The sequence below is a fragment of the Sphaerisporangium dianthi genome (assembly GCF_042654065.1).
GTDB classification, from domain to species: Bacteria; Actinomycetota; Actinomycetes; order Streptosporangiales; family Streptosporangiaceae; genus Sphaerisporangium; species Sphaerisporangium dianthi.
In genome coordinates this window covers 1-25,121 of record NZ_JBHSFP010000061.1, presented here as the reverse complement: position 1 = coordinate 25,121, position 25,121 = coordinate 1, and the positions used below count along the sequence as shown (strand labels likewise).

Below are 25,121 nucleotides of genomic sequence, written 5' to 3'. Positions count from 1 at the left end.
AGCCGTACGTCTACATCGACCTGTCCGGCTGGTCGCCGAAGTACTTCCCCCCGCAGCTCGTGCGGTACGCCAACACGCTGCTGAAGGACAAGGTGCTCTTCGGCTCCGACTACCCCATGATCACCCCCGACCGCTGGCTGGCCGACTTCGACGCCCTGGACATCAGGCCGGAGGTCCGTCCCCGCATCCTCAAGGACAACGCCGTCCGCCTCCTCGGCCTCAAGGGGTGATCGACCGCCTCACGGCCCCGGCGGAGGGCCGGCTAGAAACGGCGCGAGCGGCGCATGGACGCCGGGCGGCCGTCGGGGTCCACGGCGAGCCGGTAGAGGGGCGAGGCGAGCAGCCTGCGGAACCGGGTCAGTTCGGGGACGGGGTGCGGACGCAGCCGTCCCGGCGGGCGCGGGCCCTTCCCGCCGCCGGCGTGCCAGGCTTCGAGCCTGGCCGCGGACGCGGCGAAGGCGTCGAACGCGGCGATGGGATCGCACAGCTCGTCCAGCTCCGCTCCGGCGCCGGGCACGTCCAGGTGCTCGGACATGAGCGTCAGCCGCAGCTCACGGGCGAACTTCGCGGCGCCGTGCGGCGGGCGCGGATCCTCCCGCTCGTCAAGGACGGCGCAGCTGAGTTCGGAGTCGTTGGTCCATGAGCGCAGGTTGACGTTGTCGGACCCGACCGAGGCCCATACGTCGTCGACCACGCACGCCTTGGCGTGGACGTAGACGGGGGTGCCCTGGTGGTTCTCCAGGTCGTAGATCGCGACCCGGTCGCCGCCCGCCGTGAGCAGCCGGTCCAGCGCCTCGACCCGGCCGATCAGGCTCGCGGGCCCGGCCAGCCAGCCGTCCTGGTCGGGGTGGCGCGGCACCACGATCAGCATCCGCAGGCCGGGCTCGCGCTCCAGCGCCCGGGCGAACGGCTCGATCACGTCCGTGGACCACAGGTACTGGTCTTCGAGATAGACCAGCCGGCGGGCCCGGCCGAGCACCTTGTGGTAGGCACGCGCGACGCTCCGCTCCCCCTCCGGCGCGAACGGGTAGGCGCTGCGCCTGGCCGGGTAGGTGCGCAGGATCTGCACGGCGTGGGTGCCCGCCGGGGGCGGCGGCGCCCCCGCCTCGGGCAGCGCGGGCGCGTCGTCCATCTTGTCGAAGTGGTCGCGCAGCCGCCGCAGCGGATCCCTGGTCGGGGGCGCGGGGTCCTCCCAGCGCTCGCAGAACACCTTCTCCACCTCCGCGACCGCCGGGCCCCGTATGGAGACCTGGATGTCGTGCCACGGGGGCCGCTCTCCGTAGGCCTCCGGCATGGGGCAGGCCTGCGGGTCGCCCATGTGGTCGACGTCGTCGCGGCGGCTGTGGCACAGGTCGATGCCTCCGACGAAGGCGACGTCCTTGACGGGGTCGGTGTGGCGGAGGATGACGAACTTCTGGTGGTGCGAGCCGCCCGGCTTGGTCCGCGTGTCGAGCACGGCCTGCCCGCCGGCCGCCTCGATCTCCTCGCCCAGGTGCCGGTTCTCGGCCGAGCTGAAGCGCAGCTGGTCCAGATGTGAGCGCCAGATGAGCCCTCTGACCACCGCTCCCCTGCCCGCCGCGGCCGCCATCGCGTCGCCGACGCCGGGCCCGTCTTCTGTGAGCCGCTCGTCGGGATCGCCCCGCCAGTCGGCGAACAGCAGCAGGTCGCCCTTCTCCAGCTCTTCGAGGCGGGTCTTCAACTCGGCGAAGTAGGTCGCTCCGTGGACGAGCGGACGCACGTCGTTGCCCGTGGACCAGGCGTCGAGCCTCGTCGCGGGATTGCCTCGCTCGTCGCCGGTGAGGAACCAGTCCTGAATCCGCATTCGCTCCCGGCTACCCATCTTCGCGGCGATCATTCCTTTTCGGGTCTTCGCGGATTTCATCCGATTTCCTATCGGATATTTCGTGCCGGACGCCGAGGACCCACTACGCTCGTCGGGAACCGCGGCCCCTGAGGAGAGTGGATGACCAGCGAGATCGACGACCTGCTCAAGGGCGAGGTGGCGCCCGCGCGGCGCGGCGTGCTCACCGACGACGTCTACGAGAGCCTGAAGGGCCTGGTCATGGACGGCAGGCTCGCGCCGGGAGCGCGTGTCAACGTCTACGCCGTCGCCCGGTTGCTCGACGTCTCGCAGACCCCGGTCAGAGAGGTCCTCGCGCGCCTGGAATCGGAAGGGCTGGTGACCAAGGAGCCGCTACGCGGCTACTTCATCGCTCCGGTGCTCGACCGCGCGCAGGTCGCCGACCTCTACGACCTGCGGTCGCTGCTGGAACCGTGGGCGGCGGCCATGGCCGCCGAGCGGGCGGGCGCGAGCGGCGCCGAGCGGCTGCGCGCGGAGGTGGCCGGGCTTCCGGACGCCCCCGAGGGCACGACCTACCGGCAATATCGGACGATCCAGCGCCACGACGCCCGCTTCCACGACCTGGTGGCCGAGCTTTCCGGCAGCCCGTCGGTCCGCGAGGCGCTGGCGCGCACCCACGGCCACCTTCATCTGTTCCGCCTGGACTATCCCGGGCGCGACAGCGGGGAGCCCGCGCTCCAGGAGCACCGCCGGATCGCGGAGGCCGTCACGGCGGGCCGGCCGGAGGCCGCGGAGGCCGCCATGCGAGATCACCTGACCTCGGCCCGCGAGCGCTTCCTGTCCGCCTGAGGGCCCCTCGCCCGTCCAGGCCCGATCCCCCGTCGACGCCCCCATGCGGCACTTCCTATAGGAAATCGGATCATGACCATCATCACCTCCGCCACCGCCTCCCTCGCCGACATCCCCGTGGAGACCCTGCGCACCGACGCCGTGCAGGCGTTCGTCAAGCAGGAGACCGTCCTCGTCGAGCTCGCCACCGACGACGGGCTGAGCGGCACCGGATACACCTACACCATCGGCACCGGCGGGCGGGCGGTGCTGTCCATGCTGCGCGAGCACCTCCTGCCCCGCCTCCCCGGACGGGACGCCCGGGACGTCGAGGCCGTCTGGCGCGACCTGTTCGCGGCGACGCGCGCCACCACCGTGGGCGCGATCACCTCGCTCGCCCTCGCCGCCGTCGACACCGCCCTGTGGGACCTGCGCTGCCTGCGCGCCGGGGAGCCGTTGTGGCGGCTCGCCGGCGGATACCGCAGGCGGGTTCCGCTGTACGACACCGAAGGCGGATGGCTGCATCTCGGCACCGCGGAGCTGGTGCAGGGCGCGCTGGCCGCCAGAGACGCCGGCCTGCGCGGGGTGAAACTCAAGATCGGCAAGCCGCGCGCGGAGGAGGACGCCGAACGCGTGGCCGCCGTCCGCGCCGCGGTGGGCGCCGGGCTGGACATCATGGTGGACGCGAACCAGTCCATGACCTACGCCGAGGCCAGGCGGCGGGCACACCTGCTGGAGCCGTACGGCGTCTACTTCTTCGAGGAGCCGCTGCCGGCCGACGACGTGCAAGGACATCGCGAACTCGCCGCGTCCACGTCGATCCCGATCGCGGTCGGCGAGTCGATGTACTCCCTCGGCCAGTTCCGCGACTACCTCGCGCGCGGCGCGGCCTCGATCGTGCAGGCCGACGCGGCCCGCATCGGCGGGATCACCCCGTGGCTGAAGGCCGCGCACCTGGCCGAGGCGTTCAATGTGGCGCTGTGCCCGCACTTCCTGATGGAGCTGCACGTCAGCCTCGTGGCGGCCGTGCCGGCGGGCGCGTACGTGGAGCACATCCCGCAGCTGCGCGCCCTCACGCACGGCGAGATGACGATCGAGGACGGCCACGCCGTGGCGCCCGATCAGCCGGGGCTCGGCATCGCCTGGAACCGCGACGCCATCGACGCCCTCACCGTGGCCTGACGCCCGGCGCCCGGCGCCGGCCGTGAGGTGGTGATCATCTCATCCTCGGGGCCGGGTCAGGTGGTCCGCAGGACCTGGCGGAGTCGAGCGGCATAGGCGCGGGGGTGGCTGGTGTTGCCGTTGTGGCCGCCGGGGAACTCGATGAGCTCGGTGCCGAGCAGCACGGCCAGCTCCCGGGCGCATCGGTGGTCGAAGACGCTCCGCGGGGTGGTGCGTCCGGCGGCGGGCACGATGCGCGTAGGGGTCCCCTTCAGCTCGGTGACCGGCAGGGTGTCGCCGATGACGGCGGTGAAGTCGTGCTCGATGAAGAAGCCGAAGTCGGCGATCCGCCCGGGGGTCATGGGCTGCGGGGTCAGGCCGGGTTCGGCTTCGGGGCCGGCCGGGTCGATGCCCAGCACCTCGGCGATGACCTTGAACGCCGGCACCAGCCCCTCACGGCGGTAGAGCCGCTGGATCTCGGCCAGTTCGGCCTCGTGGTGAGCGCGTTCGGCCGCCGGCAGCAGGCGTGGTGCGACCGGCTCGTGGGCGACGAGCACGCTGAGCTGCCCGGGATGCCGGACGCTCAGGTGCAGGCCGATGACGGCGCCCAGGCTGCAGCCGAGCATCAGGGCCGGCTCGTCGGTGAGCTCGGCGAGCAGGCGGTGGACGTCGTCGGCGTGCTCGGCCATCGTCACGCCGCGGCCGGGGTCTTCCATGACACTGCGCGACAGGCCGCGCCGGTCGTAGGTGACGACGGTGTAGGCGTCGGTGAGCCGGTCGACCAGGTCGGCACTGCGCCCGGCGCCGCCTTCGCCGCTCTGGGAGATCAGCAGCATCGGGCCCCGCCCGCGCACCTCGTAGTGGAGGGTGGCGCGGGGAACGGTCAGACGGCCGGTCGTGGTGGTGGCCATGGCGGGTCCTTTCACTGAGGCGTGGACGCCGTGCTCGGCACCGACGGTATTACATCGGAATTGATACATCAACTTAGATGCATCAATTCCGATGTATCCTGGAGCACATGAACGGAGTGGACCTGTTCCTGCTCGGGCGCACCCTGATGAAGATCGGCGAGGACGCGCTGCCCACAGAGGGGCTGGGCGAGCAGCCGGGCAGCGTCCGGACGGTGCTGATCGTGGTCAGTGACGTCCGCGCGCATCCCGGCGGGGCGATCAGCGAGATCGTCACACGCACCGGCCTGCCGCAGAGCGCCGTATCGGCGGCGGTGGCCCGGCTCCGCGAGGCCGGCGCGGTCGTCACCGAACCCGACGTCCGCGACCGTCGTCGCCTCCGCGTCCTGCCCGCCCCTGAGATCTCCGGCCGGGTGGAACAGGTCCGCTCGGCCTCGATCGACGCCGCCCTGGGCAAAGCCCTGGGCACCGCCGACCCTCACCGGGTCGCCGAGATCGCCTCTCTCCTGGAGGAGCTCGCGCGGCACCTTTCTCCCCAGACGCTCACCCGTCTGCGCGAGTGACGTCGCCGGCCGGGCCGTGACAGGATGCTCCCTCGAATCGGGCGCACGGCCGGCCGGTCACACGGCAGGGGTGGTGACGTGCGAGGACGTCACGCCGGGCCGTCCTTGGTGAGGGCACGGGAGATGACCACACGCTGGATCTGGTTGGTGCCCTCGACGATCTGCAGCACCTTGGCCTCGCGCATGAGGCGCTCGGCGGGGAAGTCCTCGACGTAGCCGTAGCCGCCGAAGACCTGCACGGCGTCGGTGGTGACCTTCATGGCGGCGTCGGTGGCGAACAGCTTGGCCATCGCGGCGCGGGTGCCGTACGGGCGGCCGGCGTCACGCAGGCGGGCGGCGTCCAGGTACAGGGCGCGGGCGGCGGCGATCTGGGTGGCCATGTCGGCGAGCAGGAAGCCGACGCCCTGGAAGTCGGCGATGCGCGTGCCGAACTGGCGCCGCTCGCGGGCGTAGGCGGTGGCGGCGTCGAGGGCGGCCTGGGCGACGCCGACGGCGCAGGCGGCGATGCCGAGCCGTCCTCCGTCCAGGGCGGCCATGGCGATGCGGAAGCCCTCGCCCTCGCCGCCGATCATCGCGTCCGGCGCGAGCCGCACCCCGTCCAGGCGCACCTGGGCCGTCGGGGAGGAGCGCATGCCCATCTTGCGCTCGGGCCGCCCGAACGACAGCCCCGGCGTGTCCGCCGGCACGTGGAAGCAGGAGATGCCCCGGGCGCCGTCGCCGGAGGTGCGCGCCATCAGGGTGTAGAAGTCGGCCACGCCGCCGTGGGTGGTCCACGCCTTGACGCCGTCCACGGTGTAGCCGCCGTCGGCCGCCTCGGCCCGGGTGGTGAGGGCGGCGGCGTCCGAGCCGGACTGCGGCTCCGACAGGCAGTACGCGCCGAGCACCTCGCCGCCGATCATGCCGGGCAGCAGCGCCGCCCGCTGGTCTTCGCCGCCGTAGGCGGCGACGGGGAAGCACGACAGGGTGTGCACCGAGACGCCGAGCCCGACGGCGAGGAACGCGCCCGCCAGTTCCTCGACGACCTGCAGGTACACCTCGTAGGGCTGGGCGGCGCCGCCGTGCTCCTCGGGGTAGGGAAGGCCGAGCAGGCCGGACCTGCCGAGGGTGGCGAACAGGTCGCGGGGGAAGCGGCCCTCGGCCTCGTCGCCGGCCGCGCGGGGCGCGATCTCCTTGACGACGATGTCCCGGACCAGGTCGAGGAGGTCGTGGGCTTCGGGGGTGGGCAGGGCGCGGTCGACCGCCATGGGAGCACTCCGGTCACAGGGGGGCGGGAAACGAGGAGCGGTGTCCCGCCTGGCGTGCTCGCGCGGAGCACCCCCGGCGGGGTGGACGGGGACGGGGCGGGGCGGTGGGCACGGTGCGGGCGCCGATCAGACCACGACGAGGCCGTGGGGCTGGTTGTTGAGGCGCTCTCCACCGGTCTCGGTGCACACCACGATGTCCTCGATGCGGGAGCCGTGGCGCCCTGCGAGGTAGATGCCCGGCTCGACGGAGAAGGCGAACCCGGGCGCCAGCGCCTCGGTGTTGCCCGAGACGATGTAGGGCTCCTCGTGGGTCTCCAGCCCGATGCCGTGGCCGGTGCGGTGGATGAAGTGCTCGCCGTACCCGGCCTCGGCGATGATCTCGCGGGCGGCGGCGTCGACCGCCTCGCACGTCACGCCCGGCCGCACGGCGGCGCAGGCGGCCTGCTGGGCGTGGCGCAGCACCTCGTAGTAGGCCGAGAAGTCCGCGGGCGGCTCCCCCACGCTGTAGGTGCGGGTGGAGTCGGAGCAGTAGCCGCTCGGCATCTGGCCGCCGATGTCGACGACCACGGGGTCGCCGGCCTGGATGACGCGGTCGGACAGCTCGTGGTGGGGGCTCGCGCCGTTGGGCCCCGAGCCGACGATGACGAAGTCGACGGTGGAGTGACCGGCGGCCAGGATGGCCTCGGCGATGTCCCTGCCGACCTCGCGTTCGGTGCGGCCGGGCTTGAGCAGGCCGGGCACCTGCGCGTGGACGGCGTCGATGGCGGCGCCCGCCTCGCGCAGCGCGGCCACCTCGGCGGGGCTCTTGCGCATGCGCAAGTCCCGCAGCACCGACCCGGCGAGCACCTGCTCGGCGCCCGGAAGGGCGGCGCGGAAGCGCAGCGACTGCATGGCCCACATGCGGTCGGCGAGCCCCACGGTGGCCACCGCGCCGACCCTGCGGGCGACCAGCGCGTAGGGGTCGTCGGTCTCGTCCCAGGGGACGAACTCAAGGCCCAGGCGGGCGGCCGGGGAGTGCTCGGCGGCCGGCAGCTCCAGCCGCGGCACCACCATGAACGCCTCCCCCTCGGCGGGCACCACCAGGCAGGTGAGCCGCTCCAGGGGGAGTGCGTCGTACCCGGTGACGTAACGCAGGTCGGGGCCGGGGGTCAGCAGCAGGGCGTCGATGCCGGCGGCCGCGGTGGCGGCGCGCACGTCGGCCACGCGGGTCACCGGGTAGAGGTCCAGGGACGTCGTTGTCACATCGACCAATGTATTCCACGGTCGTTCACCGCCGTCCGCACCCCCGGTCACGCCGGCGCGACGACCGGCCGGGACCGGTTCACGACGTTTCAGGGCCTCGCTATTGTTGATGCGTCAACACTTGACGCATCAAGCATGCGATATGCTTGACTCGTCAAGGAGTTTGCCGGTGCCTCGACCTTGAGCCGTTCGACGCGCTCGCCGGCGCCCCGGGAGCGCCGCGCGGCCGTCTTCACCCGGGAACGGGCCGCCGTTCCCGCCAAGGAGGGATCCCCATGATCGGCGCAGCCTCGCCGTCGCCGGCGTCGCCGCGGATCGCCGTGCTCGGCGCCGGGCACGTCGGCCCCGCCATCGCGCGGGTCGCGATCGCCGCCGGCCACCAGGTGACGATCTCGGCCTCGGGCGACCCGGAGGAGATCGCGCTCATCACCGGCGTGCTGGTGCCCGGAGCCGAGCCCCGGTGGGCGGCCGACGCCGTCGCGGACGCCGACATCGTGATGCTGTCGATCCCGCTGCACAGGTTCGCGACCTTCGACCCCGCCCTGGTGGCCGGCAAGCTCGTCGTCGACACGATGAACTACTGGCCGCCCGTCGACGGCGTCCAGGAACTGTTCGAGGACCCCCGGCACGGCAGCAGCGAGATCGTCCAGCGGCGGCTGCCGCGCTCGACGGTCGTCAAGACCCTCAACCACATCGGCTACCACGAGCTCGAAGAGGAACGCCGGCCCCCCGGCTCGCCCGAACGCCACGCGCTCGGCGTCGCCGGCGACGACCCGGCGGCCGTGGCCGTCGTGGCGGACGTCGTCGAGCGCATCGGCTACGACACCGTCCGGCTGGCGAGCCTCGCCGCCGGCCGGCTGTTCCAGCCGGGCGGCCCCGTCTTCGGTGCGTCGCTGCGCCTGGGCGAGTTCGAACGCGCCCTGAACCCCGAGGCCGCCTGAGGCGATCCCCGCCCATCACCCGAAGCCACCGATCCCCCCGCCACCGATCCCCCGCCACCACCCGAAACCACAAGGACAGAGAGACGCGACATGACTGCGATGCCATCCGCCGCCGAAGGCGAGTCAGGGCCGTTCCCCCTCGTACTCGGCCTCGACACCTTCGGCGACGTCACCAGCGGCGACGACGGGCGTCCGCTCTCCCACGCCCAGACGATCCGGAACATCGTGGAGCAGGGCGTCCTCGCCGACCAGGTGGGACTGGACTTCTTCGGGATCGGCGAGCACCACACCGACGACTTCCCGCTGTCGGCCGGCGACGTTGTGCTCGCGGCGATCGCCGCCCGCACCGGCCGCATCCGGCTCGGGTCGGCGGTCACGGTCCTCAGCTCGGACGACCCCGTCCGGGTGTTCCAGCGCTACTCCACCCTCGACGCCGTCTCCGGCGGCCGGGCGGAGGTCATCCTCGGGCGCGGCTCCAGCATCGACTCCTTCCCGCTCTTCGGCTACGACCTCGCCGACTACGAGGAGCTGTTCGAGGAGAAGACCCAGCTGTTCGCCGAGCTGCTCAAGGGCGGGCGGGTCACCTGGAAGGGGCGGACCCGTGCTCCGCTCATCGACCAGGACGTCGTGCCGCACACCGAGAACGGGCCCTTCCCGGCGTGGATCGGCGTCGGCGGCAGCCCCCAGTCGGTCCTGCGCGCCGCGCGGCTCGGATTCCCGCTCATGCTGGCGATCATCGGCGGGCCCCCGGCGCGCTTCGCGCCCTTCTCCCGGCTGTTCCTCGAGGCCCTGGAGAGGTCGGGCCGCGCCGCCCTCCCCATCGGGGTGCACTCCCCCGGGCACGTCGCCGCGACCGACGAGGAGGCGCGCGAGGAGTTCTGGCCGCACTACCTGGCGCTCATCCGGAACGTCGCGAAGACCCGGGGGTTCGCCATCCCGACCAAGCAGTCCTTCCTCCGCGAGGTCGGGCCGCACGGGGCGCTCTACGTCGGGTCGCCGGAGACCGTCGCCCAGAAGATCGCGGCGAACATGCCCGCCCTCGGGGCGAGCCGCTTCGAGCTGAAGTTCGGCATGGGAGGCCTCTCCCAGGGATCGCTCATGAAGAACATCGAACTCTTCGGCACGAAGGTGGCCCCGCGCGTGCGCGAACTTCTGGCATGAGCGCGAGCGGGCGCGAGTGCTGGGAGGATGGGCGCATGCCAGGGTTGATGCTGCTCGACACCCCATCGCTGTACTTCCGCGCCTACTACGGCGTCCCCGAGTCGATGACCGCCCCGGACGGCATGCCGGTCAACGCCGTCAGGGGCCTGATCGACATGATCGCCACGCTCGTGCGCGCCCACGCCCCCGACGAGCTCGTGGCCTGCATGGACGCCGACTGGCGGCCCGCGTTCCGCGTCGCGGCGATCCCCTCCTACAAGGCCCACCGGGTCGCGACCGGGCACGAGGAGGAGGTGCCCGACACCCTGGCCCCGCAGGTGCCGGTGATCGAGCGGGTGCTCGACGCGCTGGGCGTCGCCCGGGTCGGCGTGCCGGGGTACGAGGCCGACGACGTCATCGGCACCTACACCTTCAGGGCGGGCGGCCCCGTCGACATCGTCACCGGCGACCGCGACCTGTTCCAGCTGGTCGATGATGAGCGCTCGCGCCGCGTCCTTTACACGATAAAGGGCATTCGTAACCTTCAGGCGATCGACGAGGCGCAGGTCAGCGCCAAGTACGGCATCCCGGGCCGCACCTACGCCGACTTCGCGACCCTGCGCGGGGACCCGAGCGACGGACTGCCCGGCGTTCCCGGGGTCGGCGACAAGACGGCCGCCGCCCTGATCACCCGGTTCGGCTCGCTCGCGGCCATGCTGACCGCCCTGGACGACGGGGTCACCGACGGCTTCCCCGCAGGCAGCCGCCTAAAGCTGGCGAAGGCCCGCGACTACCTCGCGGTCGCGCCCGCCGTGGTCAAGGTGGCCCACGACGCGCCGCTGCCGGACATCTCGATCACCCGGCCGGTCGCGCCGCGCGACCCCGAGACGCTGGTGGCGCTGGCCGACCGCTATGGCCTGGACGGCCCGCTGAATCGGCTGCTCACCGTACTTGCCGCATAAGATCCTCCATTGTGAGTCATACGACGATTCATGTGTCCGACGCGCCCCGGCTTGCCGAGGGCTTCGAACGCATCCGCGATGAGCTGCGACTGCCCGAGGCGTTCCCCCAGACCACGCTGGAGGAGGCCGACCGGGCGGCCGCGTCGCCGTCGCCGTCCCTGCCCGACCGCACCGACCTGCCGCTGCTGACCGTCGATCCACCGGGGTCGATGGACCTGGACCAGGCCCTGTGCATCGAAGAACGCCCCCGGGGCTTCCGGGTCTGGTACGCCATCGCCGACGTCGCCTCCTTCGTCCAGCCGGGCGGCGCGATCGACGGCGAGGCGAGAAGGCGCGGCGAGACGCTCTACCTGCCCGACGGGCGCGTCCCGCTGCACCCGCCCGTGCTGTCGGAGGGGGCGGCCAGCCTGCTGCCGGGCGTCGTCCGGCCGGCGGCGCTGTGGTGTGTCGACCTGGACTCGGACGGCGTCACCATCGGGGCCGACGTCTCCCGGGCGCTGGTGCGCAGCCGCGAGCGGCTCGACTACGACTACGTGCAGGCGGCGGTGGACACCGGCACCGCGGACGGGACGCTGCGGCTGCTGCCCGTGGTGGGCGGCCTGCGCCTGGCCCTCGAACGCGAGCGCGGCGGGGTGTCGCTGCCCACTCCGGAGCAGGAGGTGGTCGCGCACGGCGACGGCTACCGGGTGGAGTTCCGCACGCCGCTGCCCGCCGAGACGTGGAACGCGCAGATCTCCCTGATGACCGGCATGGCCGCGGCCGCGATGATGCTCGACGCCGAGATGGGCGTGCTGCGCACGCTGCCGCCCGCCCCTCCCGAGACCCTCGCCCGGGTGCGCCGGATCGCCTCGGCCCTCGGCGTGGACTGGCCCGACGGCGCCGGCCTGGGAGAGGTGGTGGCGAGCCTGGACCCGAAGACGCCGGCGAACGCCGCGTTCCTGAAGGAGGCGACGGTGCTGCTGCGCGGCGCCGGGTACACCGCCTTCAACGGCGAGCCGCCCAAGAACGCGGTGCACGCCGCCGTCGCCGCGCCGTACGCCCACGTGACCGCTCCCCTGCGCCGCCTGGTCGACCGGTACGGCACCGAGGTGTGCCTGGCCGTCGCCGCCGGAGTGCCGGTCCCCGAGCCGGTCCAGGAGGCCCTCGAGTCTCTGCCGGCGCTCATGACCGGCAGCGGGCGCCGCGCGTCCGCCGCCGAGCGCGCCTGCCTGGACCTGGTGGAGGCGTTCGTGCTGCGCGACCGGGTCGGGCAGGCCTTCGACGCGGTCGTGGTGGACGTCGAGGAAGGCCGGCCCGGAGGGATCGTGCAGATCACCGAGCCCGCCGTCGTGGCCCGGTGCGACGGCGAGGGCCTGCCGCTGGGCGAGAAGGTCCAGGTGCGGCTCACCCGCGCCGACCTGATCACCCGCGAGGTGCGCTTCAGCCTCGCCTGACGGGAGCCACCGGGCCGGCCTCGCCGGCAGGCTCGGCGCCGGGCGGCCGCTGGTGAGGCACTTCCCTCGCCTGTCCCTCCGCCTGAGCCGGGCGAGGTCGCGCGAGGGGTGCGGGGGGTGCGAGGTGCCCCGGCCCGCCCGCCCCCGCGGTGCGGGCGGACCGGGGACGCTACGGCCCGGCTCTGCCAGGCGACCGGCCGAGTGCCGGCCGGGCCGGGCGAGTACCGATCGGGCCGGGCGACCGGCCTCACCGGGCGGCCGGCCGGGTCAGGCGACCGACGAGTAGGCGACGACGCCCCGGCGCAGCGCGTCGATGGCCTTGCCCGCGTTCTGCCTCACCTTGCTGCTCTGCGGCGCCGCCTTGCCCACCTGGTCGAGCAGGTCGATGAGCTGCTTGGCCCAGCGCACGAAGTCGCCCGCCGCCAGGTCGCCGTCGGTGAGCACGGCGTCCAGGCTGTGGCCCTTGGCCCAGCGGAAGGCCGGCCAGGCGAACCCGAAGTCGGGCTCGCGGACGAACGACAGGCCGTGGTCGCGCTCGATGTCCTCCAGCTCGGCGAAGATGCGCACCATCGCCGCCAGCGACTCCTTCACGCCGCCCGCCGGGATCTTGGGCTGCCGCGCGTCGTCGGCCTGCCGGGACTCGAACACCAGCGACGACACGCACGCAGCCAGCTCGGCCGGGTCGAGCTCCTCCCAGACGCCCGCCCGCAGGCACTCGGCGGTGAGCAGGTCCAGCTCGGTGTAGAGCTGGGCGAGCCTGCGGCCCTCGGGGGTGACGGCCTCACCGTCCAGGTAGCCGAGCTGGTCGAGCACGCCGCAGACCCGGTCGAACGTGCGGGCGATCACGTGCGAGCGGCTCTCGACCCGCCGGCGCAGCCCTTCGGTCTCACGGAGCAGCTTGTGGTACCGCTCGGCCCAGCGGGCGTGGTCCTCGCGCTGGTCGCAGCCGTGGCAGGGGTGGGCGCGCAGCCGCCGGCGCAGCTCGGCGATCTCCCACTCGGGACTGCCGGGCGCGGAGCCCCGGCCTGCCATGGTGTCGGCGTCGTGGTCGCGGACCCGCACCGGGCGGCCGAGGTCGCGGTCGCCGATCTTGGCGTGCAGGGTGGCGACCAGGTTGGCGCGGTCCTTGGGCGCCCGCGGGTTGAACCCCTTGGGGATGCGCAGGTGCTCCACCGGCTCGACCGGCACCGGGAAGTCGGCGGCCGACAGCCGCTTGACCTGCTTGCCGATCGTCAGCACCAGCGGCGAGGGCCCCTCGGTGCGCATCGTCAGGCCGGGGTCCAGGATGACGGCCAGGCCCGCGCGCCGCCCGCCGGGGACGCGGATCACGTCGCCGGGCTTGAGCGCCTCCAGCGAGCGCACGGCCTGCGCGCGGCGGGCCGTGCCGCGCTGGCGCGACAGGTCGGACTCGCGGTCGGACAGCTCCCTGCGCATGCGCGCGTACTCCTGGAAGTCGCCCAGGTGGCAGGTCATCGCCTCGGCGTACCCCTCGAGGGCCTCCTCGGCGCGCCGCACCTGCTTGGCGATGCCGACGACCGCGCGGTCGGCCTGGAACTGGGCGAAGGAGGATTCCAGCAGGGTGCGGGCGCGTTCCCTGCCGACCTGCCCGACCAGGTTGACGGCCATGTTGTACGACGGGCGGAAGCTGGAGCGCAGCGGGTAGGTGCGGGTGCTGGCCAGGCCGGCCACGGCCACGGGGTCCATGCCGGGCTGCCAGGCCACCACGGCGTGGCCCTCGACGTCGATGCCGCGCCGCCCGGCCCGCCCGGTGAGCTGGGTGTACTCCCCCGGCGTGAGGTCGGCGTGGGTCTCGCCGTTCCACTTGTCGAGCTTCTCGATGACGACCGACCGCGCGGGCATGTTGATGCCGAGCGCGAGGGTCTCGGTGGCGAAGACCGCTTTGACCAGGCCGCGGGTGAACAGCTCTTCGACGACCTCCTTGAAGGCCGGGAGCATGCCCGCGTGGTGGGCGGCCAGGCCGCGCTCGAGGCAGTCGCGCCACTCGAGGTAGCCGAGCACCGACAGGTCCTCGTCGGGCAGGTGGGCGGTGCGCTCGTCGACGATCTGGCGGATCTCGTGGCGTTCGCTGTCGGTGGTGAGCCGGATGCCGGCGTGCAGGCACTGCAGGACGGCGGCGTCGCAGCCGGCCCGGGAGAAGATGAAGGTGATGGCGGGCAGCAGCGCCTCGGAGTCGAGCTTCTCGATCGCGTCGGAGCGGCTGACGTAGTTGGCCGAGCGGCGGGGACGGGAGTAGCCGCGCCGACCGCGCGCCTGGGCCAGGCGCTGCTCGTCGCGAGAGATGCGCATGAGGCTGGGGTTGATGCGCGGCCGGTTGTCCTCGTCCACGAACAGGTCGTACAGCCGGTCGCCGACCAGCATGTGCTGCCAGAGCGGCACGGGCCGGTGCTCGTCGACGATCACCGTGGTGTCACCGCGGACCTCGCCCAGCCACTCGCCGAACTCCTCGGCGTTGCTGACCGTGGCCGACAGGGCGACGACACGCACCGACTCGGGGAGGTGGATGATGACCTCCTCCCACACGGCGCCGCGGAAGCGGTCGGCGAGGTAGTGAACCTCGTCCATGACCACGTGGCTCAGGCCCGCCAGCGTCGAGGAGCCGGCGTAGAGCATGTTGCGCAGCACCTCGGTGGTCATGATGACGATCGGCGCGTCGCCGTTGACGCTGTTGTCGCCGGTGAGCAACCCGACCTGCTTGGCGCCGTAACGGCGGACCAGGTCGTTGTACTTCTGGTTGGACAGCGCCTTGATCGGCGTGGTGTAGAAGCACTTGCTGCCCTGCTCAAGGGCCAGATGCACCGCGAACTCGCCCACGACGGTCTTGCCCGAACCCGTCGGGGCCGCGACGAGCACGCCGTCCCCGGCTTCCAGGGCCTTGCAGGCGTCGAGCTGGAACTCGTCCAGCTCGAAGTCGTAGAGGCCGCGGAAGGAGGTGAGGGCGGGCCCGCCGGCGGCGTGCTTCTCACGGAATGCGGCGTAGCGTTCCGCAGGCGTCGTCATGCAGTTCAGCCTACCGATAACCGATTTCCGGTCCCGTCCCCACCGCGACGATCTCCCCCACAGCACCCACCCCGCCAAAGGATCCCGCGACATCGCCCGCTCGGCCCGCGGGGCACCCACCGCCCCCGGCGGCGGCCGGCGGCCGTCGCAGGGCCGCGGCCACGACGCGCGGAGCCGGCCCCGCAGGGCACGGCTCCGGGCAAGATCTATGGCAGGGGCCGCAGGTCAGCTCGTGTTGCCTGACATGTGAGTGCCGTGGAGTGTGCTCAGACGGGTGCGATACTCCTCGGCATCGATCTCGCCCCGAGCGTAACGCTGGGCCAGCACTTCATCCGCGGCAGGTACCGCGGATCCGCCGGGGCCTTGCGCCGTGCGGGTGAGGTAGCGGACCAGCAGCACCATTCCGGTGATCAGGAGAACCCAGAAGACGACCGTGCTCAGGGTCATGAGCGCGTATCCCCAGCCGTTCATTCCGGAGCCGTTCCAGTACATCATCAAGATCGCCTCACTTGGGCCGGCCCGAACGTATGGGGGCCACGGCCCCACCGTCTCGCCACCTGCGGTGATCCCCAAGAGACCAAGGTCCTGCGGTTCCCGGGGCTTTCGACCTCGGCTGGACGGGGCCGGAGGCCGCGTCTCCCTCCAGCCGCGCGCTGACCTGCGTCAGGGCCCGCGTCCGGGTGCTGTGGACCCCCGCCGCTCCGAGGTCCTTCCTTGAGCCACCTGCGGAATCAGGCGAGTTCACCGCGTCCTGGAGGAGATGCGTCCGGCCGTCGTGGAGGCCGGGGCCGGGGTCGGGGTCGGGACGAACGTCGGTGGTCGGAAGGGCCCTCGGTCTCTTCGCGGGAAGGCTGTCCGCCCTCCATCCTTTCCCCATGGAACGGGCGATCGGCGGCACCTCGGCGCCTTGTCACGGGCGGACCACTCGTGACCGCCGGGCGGCGTCCCGGGCGGCCCGATCGTCCGCCCCGGCCGGCGCTTCGCCCGGTTGTCCGCCCCGGCCGGGGGTGGGCTGGCTTCGACGGCCGCGGCAGGCGGCGGGACACTACTCAGCCGGCGAAAGGGGCGGGCGATGTCGCTACCCGACGAGCGTGCGGTCAGGGCCTGGCTACAGGCCGCGACATGGGCACCCTCGATCCACAACACCCAGCCGTGGCTCTTCCGCGTCACGGCGGACGCCGTCGAGGTCCACGCCGACATGACCAGGCGGCTGCCGGCGATCGACGCGAGCGGCCGCGCGATGCACCTCAGCCTTGGAGCGGCGACGGCGAACCTGCGCGTCGCGATGCGTCACAGCGGGCACGCGGCGACCGTGGCGCTGCTGCCCGACCCGTCCCATCCGCTGCATGTGGCGAGCGTCCGGCCGGACGGCGACCGCCCCGCCGACGACGCCGACCGTGAGCTCTACGCGGCCATCGCCCGGCGCCGGTCCAACCGCGGGCCGTTCGACGGCCGTGTCCCGCCCGCGGCGGATCTGGCCGCGCTTCAGGCTGCGGCCCTCGCCGAGGGCGCCACCTTGGAGTTCGCCGACGACGTGCAGCGCCGCACCCTGCTCGACGTCGCCCGGACGAGCGATGGCAGGATGACCGAGAACACTGCCTACCGGGACGAACTGCGTCGCTGGACCACCGACGATCCCTACCGGGACGACGGGGTCTCCATCGAGGCGGTGGGACCCCGAAGCGCGCACGCCACGCTGCCGCTGCGCGACTTCGCCGCCGACCGGGAGATCCCGGGCCGCCTGACGGTCGAGTTCGAGCGCGAACCGACCTTGGCCACGCTCTGGACGGCGGCCGACACCCCGCGCGACCGGCTCCTCGCCGGGATCGCCTTGCAGCGGGTGCTGCTGGAGGCGACCTGCCGCGGCATCGAGACCTGCCTGTTCACCCAGCCGCCGGCCGACCTGCGTCGCCTGGTGCGGCGCGGCGGCCCGACCGCGCAGGCGATCGTCCGACTCGGTTACGGCAAGGAGGCGCCCCGCAGCAACCGGCGGCCGCTCGACGAGGTCCGCCTCCCGAGCTGACGTTCCTCAGGCCGGTTACGGGTGTGGGGCGGTGGAAGCTCCGGGGGCGATGATGTGGAGGGCGGCCGGGTGGATGGCGCAGGTGAGCGGGAGGGTGGAGATGCGCTCGCCGTCGGCGTAGGCGACGACGTCCGGGGCGTCCAGGGTGACCGTGCGGGCCTGGCGGAGGGTGATGGCGGGGTGGCCGAGGTGGGTGCCCCGGTAGACCCGGGGGAAGGTGCGCAGGAAGGCGGCCGTGGGCAGCGGGCCGACGATCAGCACGTCCAGCAGCCCGTCGTCCGGCTCGGCCCCGGGGCAGACCCGCATGCCGGCCCCGTAGGTGCCGGTGTTGCCGACCGCGACCATCATGGCCTCCTGCTCGATCACCTCGCCGTCGATGGTGAGGGTGAACGGGATCGGGGTGAAGGACCGCAGTTCCTGGAGCGTGGCGAGCAGGTACTTGGACATGCCCGCGGGGCGGGTCAGCCGGTTGGCCCTCTCGTTGACCTTGGAGTCGAAGCCGCAGGCCACCACTCCGGCGAACCACTCCTCGCCGATGGTGCCGGCGTCCACCGTCCTGACCGCGCCGCCGGTCACGATGCCGGCGGCGGCCAGCGGGTCCTTCCTCGGGATGCCGAAGGCGCCGGCCAGGTCGTTGCCGGTGCCCGCCGGGATGATGCCGAGAGGCACGTCGGTGCCCGCCACCGCCTGGACGGCCAGGTGCACCAGCCCGTCGCCGCCGAACGCGACCAGGGCCTCCGGTCCTTCGGCGACCGCCGTGCAGGCGCGTTCGAGGGCGTCCTGAGCGGAGGTGCCGACGATCACCGAGACCGGGCGGCCGCCCTCTTGCAGGCGTCGCACGACCGGGTCAAGGAGTCGGAGGGTGCGGCCGCCACGGGCCGCGGGATTCACGAGCACGACCAGCTCACCAGCCACACTCGGGAACCTATAGGTATAGAACTCGTCAAGCTAGGGTCAAGGCCCGGAAAGTGCACGCCACCGTCGCGGGGAGTGTGATGACCCGGGCCTGCCGATCCCCCGCCTGCCGGCTCCGCCCGGCAGGGCGGCACGACTCCGTCCGGGCCTAACGTAGAACCATGACGAATCGGACGAGCCGTGAAGTACACCTCGCGTCCCGCCCCACGGGGTGGCCCACCGCCGACAACTTCCGCCTGGTGGAGACCGAGGTTCCCGAACCCGGCCCAGGCCAGGTGGTCGTTCGCAACCTGCTGATGTCCGTCGACCCGTACATGCGGGGGCGCATGAACGACGTGAAGTCCTACGCCCCGCCGTTCCGGCTGGGCGAGGCCCTGCACGGTGGGGCGGTCGGCGAGGTGGTGGCCTCGGCCGACCCCGGCCTCGCCGTCGGCGACATGGTCAGGCACGGGCTCGGCTGGCGGGAGTACGCGCTGCTCGACGCGGCCGGCGCGGGCAAGGTCGACCCTGACGCCGCACCGCTCTCGGCCTACCTCGGGGCGCTCGGCATGGTCGGGCTGACCGCGTACGTCGGGCTGCTCGACATCGCGGCGATGCGGCCGAGTGACACCGTCTTCGTCTCCGGCGCCGCCGGCGCGGTCGGCAGCATCGCGGGGCAGATCGCGAAGCTGCGCGGATCACCCCGGGTCATCGGGAGCGCCGGGTCCGACGCCAAGGTCGGGTACCTCACCGGCGAGCTCGGCTTCGACGCGGCGTTCAACTACAAGAACGGCCCGGTGCACGAACAGCTCAAGGAGGTCGCGCCGGACGGCATCGACGTGTACTTCGACAACGTCGGCGGTGAGCACCTGGAAGCGGCCATCTCGTCGCTGAGAACGTTCGGCAGGGCCGCGCTGTGCGGATCGATCTCGCGTTACAACCTCGAGGAGGCGCCGCCGGGACCGCGCAACCTCTCGCTGGCCGTCGGCAACCGGCTGACCCTGCGCGGGTTCATCGTCAGCGACCACGCAGACCGGACGCCGGACCTGGTGGCCGAGGTCGGCCGCTGGCTACGCGAGAGCCGCCTGCGGGTCGACGAGACGGTCGTCGACGGCATCGAGAACGCTCCCGACGCGTTCCTCGGCATGCTCCGCGGGGAGAACGTCGGCAAGATGCTGGTGCGCCTCGCCTGACAGGGCGCCCTGCCCGGTTCGGAAGGGGCTTGCCGGCGGCTAGTCGAGCGGCGTGGAGGCGGTGCCGTCGAGTTCCTCTTCGATCTGCCGCTGATGCTCGGCGTCGAGTCGCTCCTTCTTGCGGTCGTGGAAGAACATGAACACCTCGGCGATCATGAACATGCCGACCATGGGAAGTGCCAGCGCGAGCATGGTGATCGGGTCCTGGCTCGGAGTCGCGATGGCCGCGAAGACGAACATCAGGAACACGACCATGCGCTGGTGCTTGCGCACCAGCTGGAACGGCAGCACGCCGATCATGTTGAGGAACACCATGAGCAGGGGCAGCTCGAACGACAGACCGAAGATCACCAGCATGGCCATCATGAAGCCGACGTATTGGTCCATGCTGATGAGCGGGATGACGTTGCCGGGGGCGAAGCCGAGCAGGAGCGCCAGGCCCTTGTCCATCGTGTAGTAGGCCAGGGCGGCGCCCGCGGCGAACAGCGGAACGGCCAGACCGAGGAACCCCAGCGAGTAGCGGCGCTCGTTGCGGTAGAGGCCGGGTGTGACGAACGCCCAGATCTGGTACAGCCAGATCGGCGCGCTGACCACCGCGCCGAACATCAGGGCGACCTGCAGGTTGACCATGAAGCCCTCGAACACGCCCTGCACCACCAGGGAGCACTCGCCGTCCTTGAGCTTGTGGGCGGCGGGCAGACGGCAGTAGGGCCCCGTCATGATGACCCAGAGACGGTCGAAGAAGACGAAGCCGATCACGGTGCCCACGGTGAGGCCGAGCATCGCCTTCACCAGGCGGTTGCGAAGCTCACGGAGGTGGTCCATGAGCGACATGCGGCCCTCGAGATCGGGGGCGGCGTCCTGGCCGTCGTCGGCCGGGCTTGACCGTTTCAGCAATGCCATCAGGCGTCCTGGTCTCAGCGGGCGGTCAGGGTTGGGGGGCGTGTCAGATGGAGCCCTGGTCCTTGTGGGCCTGCGAGAGCGGAGCACCGTTCACGGCGTCGGCCGGACGGGCCTGGGAGCCGCGCAGGCGGGCGTTCTCCTCTTCGAGGAGGCGCAGCCGGTCGTCGACCGAAGGAGTCACGGGCGGGAGAGGCTGCGGCGTGGCGACGACGGGCTGGGCGGTCGCCTGGGCGGCCCTGGCCTCGTCCTCCTCGTGCAGCTTGGTGGTCTCCTTCTTGAACAGCCGAAGCGACTGGCCCAGCGCCTTGGCCGTGTCGGGAAGCTTCTTCGCGCCGAAGAGCAGCACCAAGACCAGCCCGATGATGAGCAGCTCGGGTACACCGAAGTTGGACATGTCACACCCTTACGCTGAGCGACGTGCGTTCTCAGCCTCGATCGTACGCTGCCATCGCCACTTGATTCACCCCTCTGTGCGCCCAGATGCGCCTATCACGGCTCTGAGCCGCCCTTGGACGGGAGCCAGACGGCCGTTGGCCCGCTCGATTTCACGTGACAACCCCCGGGCGGCCACCACCACGCGCGCCGACAGCACGACCAGCGGGACCAGACCGGCGACGGCGAGCCCCACCGCGAAGAAGATCGAGGTCATGATCGGCCACTCTACCCAAGCCCGCCGTGACGCGCCCGGCGTCCCTCGACATCAGGCGGGCGCGGGCGGGCGCCCCTCAGGCGCAGGACTCGTAGCGGGCCAGCGCGGCCGAGGCCGCCTCGCGCACCCGGTCGGCCAGGGAGACCGGGGAGACGACCTGCCCGCTGTCGCCGAGGCGCAGCGCCAGCCGGACGAGCCAGCCCTGGTCGCGGGCGCGCAGGGTGACCCGCAGACGGCCCTCCCCCAGCTCGGTGACCTCCTCGCACGGGTAGTACTCGGCGACCCAGCGGCCGACGGGGGTCAGTTCGAGCTCCACCAGTTCGTCGGTCGGCGAGGGCCGGAACACCCCGTCGGTCACGTCGATCGGCTCGGCGTCGGCCGGCGGCGAGGCGGCGACCTCCAGCGTCTCGACCCCGACGATGCGGTCGAGCCTGAACAGCCGCATGCCGTCGGCGCGGTAGCACCAGCCCTCCAGGTAGGAGCGGCCGTCCGCCATGACCAGCCGCGTCGGGTCGACCTCGCGCGGGGTGATCTCGTCGCGTCCGGGCACGTAGTAGCGCAGCGACAGCCGGCGGCCCTCGCGCAGCGCCTGCCGGACGGTGGTCATGGCGTCGGGGGCGGCGTCCAGCTCGAAGGCCACCTGGTTGCTCACGGCCGCGGCGCCCTCGCCGGCCGCGCGCTCGAGCTTGGCGATCACGCGGGCAAGGGCGTCGCCCTCGGCGAACTCGGGCAGCTCCGCCAGCATGCGCAGCGCGACGAGCAGCGCGCTGGCCTCGTCGATGCCGAGCCGCAGGGGACGCGCGATGGTGTCGGCGTTGTCGATGAGGATCTCGCCGCCGTCCCAGGAGACGTCGATGAGGTCTCCCGGCGTGTGGCCGGGCAGGCCGCACATCCACACCAGCTGCAGGTCGTCGACGAGCTGCTTCTCGGTCAGCCCGAACAGCCGGGCGACCTCGGGCACCTGGGCGCCGGGGTGGGACATGAGGTAGGGCACCAGGGCGAGGAGCCTGGGAAGACGGTCGGCCGTGCTCACGCGAGCGCTCCCTTCAGTCTCCGGATCACCGCGTCGCGGACGTCCGGCGGATCGAGCACCTCGGCGTCGGCGCCGAACGCCACGACCGACCCCGCCACCCACTCGGCGTCGGCGAACTCGACGGTCACGATGTCCCAGCCGTCCTCGCCGGACCGCACCGACCCCACCTGGCGCAGCCACTGGCAGGTGTCCTGGCGCACGCGGACGGTGGCGGTGCGATCGGGAAGCAGGCTGTCGCGGTGGCCGACCATCGAGCGGATGTCGACCCCGCCGGGCACGACGACCGCCCCGGAGGGGCCGAGCGGCGTGACCGGACCGCTGATGCGGCTGAGCCGGAAGACGCGGGGGGCGTCGCGTTCGCGGTCGTGGCCGACGACGTACCAGCGGCCGCGCCGGCTGACCACGCCCCACGGCTCGACCGTGCGGGTCAGCATGACCTCGCTGCCCGCCGCGCGGTAGTCGAAGCGGACGACCCTGCGGTCGCGCACGGCCTCCCACAGGGCGGGGAAGGCGGGGTCGCGGGTGTCCACGCGCAGCTCCAGCGGCCCGGCGGCCGCCTCGTCGGTCTGCACTCCGGCGGCGCGCAGCTTGAGCAGGGCGCCGCCCGCCGCCTCGGCCAGGTTCGCCCGCTGCCACACCTGCGCGGCCAGGCCGAGCACGGCGGCCTCGTCGGCCTCGAGCGTGATCTCGGGCAGCTCGTAGGCCTGCCGCATGATGCGGTAGCCGGGCTCGTCCTCCCAGGGGTCGCGGTGGACCTCCACCGGGATGCCGATCTCGCGCAGCTCGTTCTTGTCGCGTTCGAACATGCGCTGGAAGGCCTCGTCGTTGCCGGCGTCGTAGCCGGGCACGGCATGGCGGATCTGTTCCGCGCTGAGCGGGCGGCGCGTGGCCAGCAGGCAGATGACCAGGTTCAGCAGCCGCTCGGTCTTCCGCCGAGACATCGGGCCCCCCTTCTCACGGTGACGCTACCCTTGCCCCGTGATCAGATGGCGCAAGGGCGAGGTGGTCGCGGTCCGGCGCGAGTGGCCGGGCGCGATGGAGCTGGACGTGACCCTCCCCGAGGGGAACTGCCGGGCCCTGGCCTACCCCCCGCTGGTGGGCCGCCCCGAACCTGGCGACACGGTGCTGCTCAACACGACCGCTCTCGCCATGGGCCTCGGTACGGGAGGTTACGCCATGGTAGTGGCCGTGCCCGACCGATTGCCCGAAGATCCGCAAGGTCCCGGTCACCTGGTCAAGGCACGATACACGCCGCTGCAGGCCACGGTGCTGGGCGCCGACGAGCAGGACTCCCCCCACCACGAGATCCTGCGGGACGCCGACTCCGTCGACGGCATGCCGGTGATCGTCGCCGACCTGCACTCCGCCCTCCCGGCGATCCTGTGCGGCCTGTACGGGTCGCGTCCCGGGGCGAGGCCGCGGGTCGCCTACGTGATGCTGGACGGGGGCGCGCTGCCGGGCTGGTTCTCGATGTCGGCGGCCCGGCTGCGCGAGATCGGCTGGCTGTGCGGGGTGGTGACCACCGGGCAGTCGTTCGGCGGGGACGTGGAGGCGGTCACCGTCCACACGGGGCTGCTGGCGGCCAGGCACGTGCTGTCGGCCGACGTCGCGATCGTGACCCAGGGCCCCGGCAACCTCGGCACCGGCACCCGCTGGGGCTTCTCGGGGGTGTCGGCGGGCGAGGCGGTCAACGCGGCGGCCGTGCTCGGCGGGCGGCCGGTGGCGGCGCTGCGGGTCAGCGAGGGCGATCTGCGCGAGCGGCACATCGGGGTCTCCCACCACTCGCTGACCGCCTACGGACGGGTGGCCCTCGCCCCCGCGCAGGTGGTGATCCCCGAGCTGCCCGGCGCGTTCGGCGAACGGGTGATCGCCCAGGCCGCCGAGCTGGCCCCCCGCCACGAGTTGGTCAGGGTGCCGGTCGACGGGCTGGAGAAGATACTGGAGGACAGCCCGGTGAAGCTGTCCACCATGGGCCGCGGCCTGGCGCAGGACCTCGCCGGCTTCCTCGCCTCGGCCGCGGCCGGCCGTCACGCGGCCTCCCTGCTCGCCTGAGCATCGGGGTTCACGGGCGTTGACCGGCATCGCGACGGAGCGACGCGGGGGTGCGGCCAGGCGGCGGCGCGTTCGACCACGGTCGAAGCCCGGGCTCGCGCACCGGTCACGCCGGCGACCCCCGGCGGGGGGCCGGGGCCGCGGCGCGCATGGCCGGGAGGAGGGAGGCGAGGGCGTCGCGGAGCACGGCGGCGAACGCGCCGGTGGTGCCGGACACCAGCCAGTGACGGCCGGCCACGCGCACGGCGCCGGCGACCGCGGCGGCGATGACGCCGGGGAACAGGTCGCCGGGATCGGCTCCGGCGCGCTCGGCGATCGCCTCGGCCAGCGGGCCCTCGGCCATGGTGAACGCCTTCAGCGCCTCCCCTTCCAGCTCGGGAGTCGACATGATCATACGCAGACCGGCCTTGTCCGGTTCGGGGACGGCGAACTGCTCGATCACGGCCGCGGTGACGGCCTGGTCGAGCGGCTCGCCCGCCGGGCGGGACCGGAGCGCCCGCCCCAGGCGCCGGGCCCGGTCCGCCTGGAAGGCGCAGATCGCCTCCTCCCGGCTGGAGAAGTAGTTGTTGTAGGTGCGGGGCGAGACCCCGGCGGCCGCGGCGATGTCGGTCACCCGCACGAGGGCGAGCCCGCCGGGGCCCCGTTCGATCGCCAGGCCCAGCGCGGCGAGGCTGATCGCCTGCCTGGTGGCCTGCTTGTTGCGGCTGCGCATGTCCGTGGTCTCACCGTCATCACCGTCGAGCATGAGCACATCCTAACCCTGATTGCGTGCCACGCACCATGTGCGCGACACGCAATCGATGTGTAGAGTGCGGGTCGATGCCTGGCACTCACATCCCGAGAGTGCCAAACCCGGGGCATGCCGGAAGCGGCGAGGCCTGTCCGAGGCCGTCCGTCGCGGGCGCCGTTTCCGGCCCGCCTCCCCACACGCAGGAGGAGCCATGACCTCGAAGATGATCGCGTTCGACGAGGACGCCCGGCGCGGTCTCGAGCGCGGTATGAACCGGCTCGCCGACGCCGTCAAGGTGACCTTGGGTCCCAAGGGCCGCAACGTCGTGCTGGAGAAGAAGTGGGGCGCTCCCACCATCACCAACGACGGTGTCTCCATCGCCAAGGAGATCGAGCTCGAGGAC

General features: G+C 72.6%; 25 protein-coding genes. 12 read left to right on the top strand and 13 right to left on the bottom strand.

Features of this window, described 5'->3' with window-relative positions; genetic code table 11:
* The coding region (locus ACFO60_RS39425; RefSeq protein ID WP_380852167.1) for an amidohydrolase family protein at positions 1–230 on the top strand (230 nt) is incomplete at its 5' end.
* Positions 231–262: 32 nt separating this feature from the next.
* Here the strand turns inward: ACFO60_RS39425 and ACFO60_RS39420 are convergent.
* Positions 263–1,822 carry a phospholipase gene (locus ACFO60_RS39420; protein ID WP_380852164.1) on the bottom strand — a complete coding sequence of 520 codons (1,560 nt, stop codon included), beginning with the start codon at positions 1,820–1,822 and terminating at the stop codon, positions 263–265.
* Positions 1,823–1,963: 141 nt separating this feature from the next.
* Between ACFO60_RS39420 and ACFO60_RS39415 the strand changes: the two genes are divergently transcribed.
* Complete coding sequence (locus tag ACFO60_RS39415; protein WP_380852161.1) at positions 1,964–2,650, top strand: GntR family transcriptional regulator; 687 nt, start codon at positions 1,964–1,966, stop codon at positions 2,648–2,650.
* A gap of 72 nt (positions 2,651–2,722) precedes the next feature.
* Entirely contained in the window at positions 2,723–3,811 is a 1,089-nt protein-coding gene (locus ACFO60_RS39410) for a mandelate racemase/muconate lactonizing enzyme family protein (protein WP_380852158.1), read from the top strand.
* A 56-nt stretch (positions 3,812–3,867) separates the two neighbouring features.
* On the opposite strand, the gene ACFO60_RS39405 is transcribed toward ACFO60_RS39410, so the two are convergent.
* Positions 3,868–4,701, bottom strand: coding sequence for an alpha/beta fold hydrolase (locus tag ACFO60_RS39405; RefSeq protein WP_380852155.1), 834 nt, complete (start codon positions 4,699–4,701; stop codon positions 3,868–3,870).
* Positions 4,702–4,808: 107 nt separating this feature from the next.
* Between ACFO60_RS39405 and ACFO60_RS39400 the strand changes: the two genes are divergently transcribed.
* A complete protein-coding gene (locus ACFO60_RS39400) occupies positions 4,809–5,261 on the top strand; it encodes a MarR family transcriptional regulator (protein WP_380852153.1) in 453 nt (150 codons plus the stop codon).
* 89 nt (positions 5,262–5,350) lie between these two features.
* Here ACFO60_RS39400 and ACFO60_RS39395 read toward each other — a convergent pair whose 3' ends face one another.
* Positions 5,351–6,505 carry an acyl-CoA dehydrogenase family protein gene (locus tag ACFO60_RS39395; RefSeq protein WP_380852151.1) on the bottom strand — a complete coding sequence of 385 codons (1,155 nt, stop codon included), beginning with the start codon at positions 6,503–6,505 and terminating at the stop codon, positions 5,351–5,353.
* A 126-nt stretch (positions 6,506–6,631) separates the two neighbouring features.
* Positions 6,632–7,747, bottom strand: coding sequence for a M24 family metallopeptidase (locus tag ACFO60_RS39390; protein WP_380852149.1), 1,116 nt, complete (start codon positions 7,745–7,747; stop codon positions 6,632–6,634).
* A 275-nt stretch (positions 7,748–8,022) separates the two neighbouring features.
* On the opposite strand from ACFO60_RS39390, the gene ACFO60_RS39385 reads away from it, so the two are divergent.
* From ACFO60_RS39385 to ACFO60_RS39370, 4 genes are all read left to right on the top strand, one after another.
* Entirely contained in the window at positions 8,023–8,688 is a 666-nt protein-coding gene (locus ACFO60_RS39385; protein WP_380852147.1) for an NADPH-dependent F420 reductase, read from the top strand.
* A gap of 90 nt (positions 8,689–8,778) precedes the next feature.
* A complete protein-coding gene (locus ACFO60_RS39380; protein WP_380852145.1) occupies positions 8,779–9,849 on the top strand; it encodes an LLM class flavin-dependent oxidoreductase in 1,071 nt (356 codons plus the stop codon).
* Positions 9,850–9,884: 35 nt separating this feature from the next.
* Positions 9,885–10,790: a 5'-3' exonuclease gene (locus tag ACFO60_RS39375; RefSeq protein WP_380852142.1), complete on the top strand. Its 906-nt coding sequence runs from the start codon at positions 9,885–9,887 to the stop codon at positions 10,788–10,790.
* Between the two features lie 32 nt (positions 10,791–10,822).
* Positions 10,823–12,223: an RNB domain-containing ribonuclease gene (locus ACFO60_RS39370; protein WP_380852139.1), complete on the top strand. Its 1,401-nt coding sequence runs from the start codon at positions 10,823–10,825 to the stop codon at positions 12,221–12,223.
* 267 nt (positions 12,224–12,490) lie between these two features.
* On the opposite strand, the gene ACFO60_RS39365 is transcribed toward ACFO60_RS39370, so the two are convergent.
* A complete protein-coding gene (locus ACFO60_RS39365; protein WP_380852136.1) occupies positions 12,491–15,241 on the bottom strand; it encodes a DEAD/DEAH box helicase in 2,751 nt (916 codons plus the stop codon).
* A 225-nt stretch (positions 15,242–15,466) separates the two neighbouring features.
* Entirely contained in the window at positions 15,467–15,736 is a 270-nt protein-coding gene (locus tag ACFO60_RS39360) for an SHOCT domain-containing protein (RefSeq protein ID WP_380852133.1), read from the bottom strand.
* A 577-nt stretch (positions 15,737–16,313) separates the two neighbouring features.
* Here ACFO60_RS39360 and ACFO60_RS39355 point away from each other — a divergent pair.
* Positions 16,314–17,264, top strand: a complete 951-nt coding sequence (locus ACFO60_RS39355) for an Acg family FMN-binding oxidoreductase (protein ID WP_380852131.1) — start codon at positions 16,314–16,316, stop codon at positions 17,262–17,264.
* A gap of 15 nt (positions 17,265–17,279) precedes the next feature.
* Here the strand turns inward: ACFO60_RS39355 and ACFO60_RS39350 are convergent, their stop codons facing one another.
* Positions 17,280–18,179 (bottom strand): diacylglycerol/lipid kinase family protein, encoded by a 900-nt coding sequence (locus ACFO60_RS39350; RefSeq protein ID WP_380852128.1) that lies wholly within the window; start codon positions 18,177–18,179, stop codon positions 17,280–17,282.
* 161 nt (positions 18,180–18,340) lie between these two features.
* Between ACFO60_RS39350 and ACFO60_RS39345 the strand changes: the two genes are divergently transcribed.
* Positions 18,341–19,351 (top strand): NADP-dependent oxidoreductase, encoded by a 1,011-nt coding sequence (locus tag ACFO60_RS39345; RefSeq protein ID WP_380852125.1) that lies wholly within the window; start codon positions 18,341–18,343, stop codon positions 19,349–19,351.
* A 39-nt stretch (positions 19,352–19,390) separates the two neighbouring features.
* Here ACFO60_RS39345 and tatC read toward each other — a convergent pair whose 3' ends face one another.
* The 5 genes from tatC to ACFO60_RS39320 all read right to left on the bottom strand — a co-directional run bounded on the left by tatC (position 19,391) and on the right by ACFO60_RS39320 (position 22,877).
* A complete protein-coding gene (gene tatC, locus ACFO60_RS39340; RefSeq protein ID WP_380852122.1) occupies positions 19,391–20,254 on the bottom strand; it encodes a twin-arginine translocase subunit TatC in 864 nt (287 codons plus the stop codon).
* 43 nt (positions 20,255–20,297) lie between these two features.
* Positions 20,298–20,648: a Sec-independent protein translocase subunit TatA gene (gene tatA, locus ACFO60_RS39335; RefSeq protein ID WP_380852119.1), complete on the bottom strand. Its 351-nt coding sequence runs from the start codon at positions 20,646–20,648 to the stop codon at positions 20,298–20,300.
* Between the two features lie 66 nt (positions 20,649–20,714).
* Positions 20,715–20,903, bottom strand: a complete 189-nt coding sequence (locus ACFO60_RS39330) for a hypothetical protein (protein WP_380852116.1) — start codon at positions 20,901–20,903, stop codon at positions 20,715–20,717.
* A gap of 76 nt (positions 20,904–20,979) precedes the next feature.
* Positions 20,980–21,936, bottom strand: coding sequence for a helix-turn-helix transcriptional regulator (locus tag ACFO60_RS39325; RefSeq protein WP_380852113.1), 957 nt, complete (start codon positions 21,934–21,936; stop codon positions 20,980–20,982).
* A complete protein-coding gene (locus ACFO60_RS39320) occupies positions 21,933–22,877 on the bottom strand; it encodes a helix-turn-helix transcriptional regulator (RefSeq protein ID WP_380852110.1) in 945 nt (314 codons plus the stop codon). Before ACFO60_RS39320 ends, ACFO60_RS39325 begins: the two co-directional genes overlap by 4 nt.
* Before the next feature lie 37 nt (positions 22,878–22,914).
* On the opposite strand from ACFO60_RS39320, the gene ACFO60_RS39315 reads away from it, so the two are divergent.
* Complete coding sequence (locus ACFO60_RS39315) at positions 22,915–23,988, top strand: DUF3866 family protein (protein WP_380852107.1); 1,074 nt, start codon at positions 22,915–22,917, stop codon at positions 23,986–23,988.
* Between the two features lie 106 nt (positions 23,989–24,094).
* Here ACFO60_RS39315 and ACFO60_RS39310 read toward each other — a convergent pair whose 3' ends face one another.
* Positions 24,095–24,733, bottom strand: coding sequence for a TetR/AcrR family transcriptional regulator (locus ACFO60_RS39310; protein ID WP_380852104.1), 639 nt, complete (start codon positions 24,731–24,733; stop codon positions 24,095–24,097).
* 196 nt (positions 24,734–24,929) lie between these two features.
* Here ACFO60_RS39310 and ACFO60_RS39305 point away from each other — a divergent pair.
* Positions 24,930–25,121 (top strand): TCP-1/cpn60 chaperonin family protein (locus tag ACFO60_RS39305; RefSeq protein WP_281387538.1); only part of this gene is annotated, 192 nt, incomplete at its 3' end.

Bases quoted from the DNA above. Each gene is read 5' to 3' on its own strand.
- ACFO60_RS39395 (WP_380852151.1), bottom strand. From the start codon at position 6,505: ATGGCGGTCGACCGCGCCCTGCCCACCCCCGAAGCCCACGACCTCCTC.
- ACFO60_RS39330 (WP_380852116.1), bottom strand. From the start codon at position 20,903: ATGACCTCGATCTTCTTCGCGGTGGGGCTCGCCGTCGCCGGTCTGGTC.
- ACFO60_RS39360 (WP_380852133.1), bottom strand. From the start codon at position 15,736: ATGATGTACTGGAACGGCTCCGGAATGAACGGCTGGGGATACGCGCTC.
- ACFO60_RS39385 (WP_380852147.1), top strand. From the start codon at position 8,023: ATGATCGGCGCAGCCTCGCCGTCGCCGGCGTCGCCGCGGATCGCCGTG.
- ACFO60_RS39400 (WP_380852153.1), top strand. From the start codon at position 4,809: ATGAACGGAGTGGACCTGTTCCTGCTCGGGCGCACCCTGATGAAGATC.
- ACFO60_RS39355 (WP_380852131.1), top strand. From the start codon at position 16,314: ATGTCGCTACCCGACGAGCGTGCGGTCAGGGCCTGGCTACAGGCCGCG.
- ACFO60_RS39410 (WP_380852158.1), top strand. From the start codon at position 2,723: ATGACCATCATCACCTCCGCCACCGCCTCCCTCGCCGACATCCCCGTG.
- ACFO60_RS39320 (WP_380852110.1), bottom strand. From the start codon at position 22,877: ATGTCTCGGCGGAAGACCGAGCGGCTGCTGAACCTGGTCATCTGCCTG.
- ACFO60_RS39415 (WP_380852161.1), top strand. From the start codon at position 1,964: ATGACCAGCGAGATCGACGACCTGCTCAAGGGCGAGGTGGCGCCCGCG.
- ACFO60_RS39420 (WP_380852164.1), bottom strand. From the start codon at position 1,822: ATGCGGATTCAGGACTGGTTCCTCACCGGCGACGAGCGAGGCAATCCC.
- ACFO60_RS39365 (WP_380852136.1), bottom strand. From the start codon at position 15,241: ATGACGACGCCTGCGGAACGCTACGCCGCATTCCGTGAGAAGCACGCC.
- ACFO60_RS39405 (WP_380852155.1), bottom strand. From the start codon at position 4,701: ATGGCCACCACCACGACCGGCCGTCTGACCGTTCCCCGCGCCACCCTC.
- ACFO60_RS39345 (WP_380852125.1), top strand. From the start codon at position 18,341: ATGACGAATCGGACGAGCCGTGAAGTACACCTCGCGTCCCGCCCCACG.
- ACFO60_RS39380 (WP_380852145.1), top strand. From the start codon at position 8,779: ATGACTGCGATGCCATCCGCCGCCGAAGGCGAGTCAGGGCCGTTCCCC.
- tatC (WP_380852122.1), bottom strand. From the start codon at position 20,254: ATGGCATTGCTGAAACGGTCAAGCCCGGCCGACGACGGCCAGGACGCC.
- ACFO60_RS39310 (WP_380852104.1), bottom strand. From the start codon at position 24,733: ATGCTCGACGGTGATGACGGTGAGACCACGGACATGCGCAGCCGCAAC.
- ACFO60_RS39375 (WP_380852142.1), top strand. From the start codon at position 9,885: ATGCCAGGGTTGATGCTGCTCGACACCCCATCGCTGTACTTCCGCGCC.
- tatA (WP_380852119.1), bottom strand. From the start codon at position 20,648: ATGTCCAACTTCGGTGTACCCGAGCTGCTCATCATCGGGCTGGTCTTG.